Origin of the sequence: Actinomycetospora sp., from assembly GCF_036497585.1 — a bacterium.
In the GTDB taxonomy this organism is placed as follows: Bacteria; Actinomycetota; Actinomycetes; order Mycobacteriales; family Pseudonocardiaceae; genus Actinomycetospora.
In genome coordinates, this window is sequence record NZ_DASXJD010000171.1 from 1 (window position 1) to 2,310 (window position 2,310).

Sequence of the window (2,310 nt, forward strand, 5' to 3'; positions counted from 1 at the left end):
GAGAAGGACCACACCGCGCTGGGCAAGGTCAACCCGCTCGCGCTGGAGGAGTTCGCGGCGATGGAGGAGCGTTACAAGTTCCTCAGCGAGCAGCTCGAGGACCTCAAGAAGACCCGGGCCGACCTGCTCCAGGTGGTCAAGGAGGTCGACGACCGGGTGCAGCAGGTGTTCGCGGAGGCCTACGCGGACACCGAGCGCGAGTTCGTGGGCGTGTTCTCCCGGCTGTTCCCGGGCGGCGAGGGCCGGCTGTACCTGACCAACCCGGACGACATGCTGACCACCGGTATCGAGGTCGAGGCGCGCCCGCCGGGCAAGAAGGTCAAGCGGTTGTCGCTGCTCTCGGGTGGCGAGCGGTCGCTGACGGCCATGGCGCTGCTGGTGGCGATCTTCCGCGCCCGGCCGTCGCCGTTCTACATCCTCGACGAGATCGAGGCTGCTCTCGACGACGTCAACCTGCGGCGGCTCATCTCGCTGATGGAGGAGCTGCGCGAGACGAGCCAGCTGATCGTCATCACGCACCAGAAGCCGACGATGGAGGTGGCCGATGCTCTCTACGGCGTCTCCATGCGCGGGGACGGCATCACCACCGTCATCAGCCAGCGCCTGCGCGCGGCGAGCTGAGTCCAACCGCCCGACCAGCACGACGTGTGTTGTCCCCCTCCGGGGCAGCTGGCCGCCGGGCGGGCACTCCTGCTCCGCGCGTTCCGCGACGACCGGGCAGGCGACCCCCGCACCATGATCGTTTCGAGATCCCCACGATCGCCCCCGTCGGGGCGATCCCGTCGATCTTACAATGATCATGGTGGTTGCCGGGGTGCTCGCGCCCGGTCTGCTGCTTCGCATGACAGGGTGGACGGGTGACCACGGAGACCCTGTGGATCATCGTCGCGGTCGCTGCGGTGATCCTGCTCATCGCCGTCGCGCTGGGGCTGGTGCTCCTGCGGCGACGCCGGATCAGCCTGCGCGAGCCGGGGGAGGTCGAGGGCGATACCCGCCCCGGCACCGCCCCGCCTCGGCGCGGTACCTACCAGGCCGAGAGCGGCTTCTCTTTCTCCGCCGGTACGGACACAGCCCCGCGGCCGGTGGCCCCGCCACCTGCCCCCCCGGCTCCATCCGAGGTCGAACGGCCCCTGGAACCCCCGGCGCCCACCGCGCCGCCCACCGGCAGCACGCCGACCTCGACAGCGCCCCCTGAGCAGCGCGCCGAGCCCGCGACACCGTCGGACCGCGCCCCCGTCGCGGACGCCCTGCGGCAGGTGGACACTGCGCCACCCGCCCCGCCAACCAGCACCGCCCCGCCAACCAGTACCGGGCCGGCGGCCGGGACCGCGCCCGCGGCCGCGACGGCACCACCCGCTGAGGCCGACACCGCGCCCACCACCGAGCCCGCCCCGCCCACCGCGACCGCGCCGGTTCGACCGCCCGCCGGGTCGACTGCGCACCCAGCCCGGCCGCCGGAGGCTGCCCCGCCGCCCCCGGCGGTGGACTCTGCGCCAACGGCCTCCCCGGTCGAGGCCGCGCCCCCGGTCGAGGCCGCGCCCCCGGTCGACACGGCCCCCCCGGTGAGCTCCGCGCCGCCGGCGCCGCTGGTCGAGCCCGTGCCCCCCGTCGACGCCGTGCCGCCGGTCGAGACAGCCCCGCCGGTCGAGACAGCCCCGCCCGCCGCCCCGCCGGAGATCGCCCCCGCCGAGGGTCGCCTCGAGCGGCTCCGCGGTCGCCTCGCGCGGTCACGTTCCGGGTTCGGCCAGGGGCTACTCGGTCTGCTCGGCGCGGGGGAGCTGGACGAGGAGTCCTGGGAGGACGTGGAGGCCATGCTCCTGCAGGCCGACCTCGGTCCGGAAATGACGGTGGAGCTCGTCGAGACGCTGCGCACCGAGCTGGCCCGCCGCGCGGTCCGGACCCCGGAGCAGGCGAAGCAGCTGCTGCGCGAGGTGCTCACCGAGGCACTCCGCGTGGACCTCGACCGCTCGGTCCGCGCCCTGCCCCACGACGGCAGGCCCGCCGTGCTTCTCGTCGTGGGGGTCAACGGCACCGGCAAGACCACCACCACCGGCAAGCTGGCCAGGGTGCTGGTGGCGGGCGGCCGGCACGTCGTGCTCGGTGCAGCGGACACGTTCCGCGCCGCCGCCGCGGAGCAGCTCGCCACCTGGGGTGAGCGCGCCGGCGCCACGGTGGTGCGCGGTCCGGAGGGGGCCGACCCGGCCAGCGTCGCGTTCGATGCCGTCAAGCAGGGCACCGACGAGGGCGCCGACGCCGTTCTCCTGGACACCGCGGGCAGGTTGCACACCAAGACTGGTCTGATGGACGAGC

General features: G+C 74.1%; 2 protein-coding genes. Both read left to right on the forward strand.

Annotated features, from left to right (window positions below; genetic code table 11):
* Nucleotides 1-621 (forward strand): AAA family ATPase (locus tag VGH76_RS16695; RefSeq protein ID WP_331557827.1); only part of this gene is annotated, 621 nt, incomplete at its 5' end.
* A gap of 236 nt (nt 622-857) precedes the next feature.
* On the forward strand, nt 858-2,310 hold a 1,453-nt coding region (locus VGH76_RS16700), incomplete at its 3' end, for a signal recognition particle receptor subunit alpha (protein WP_331557828.1).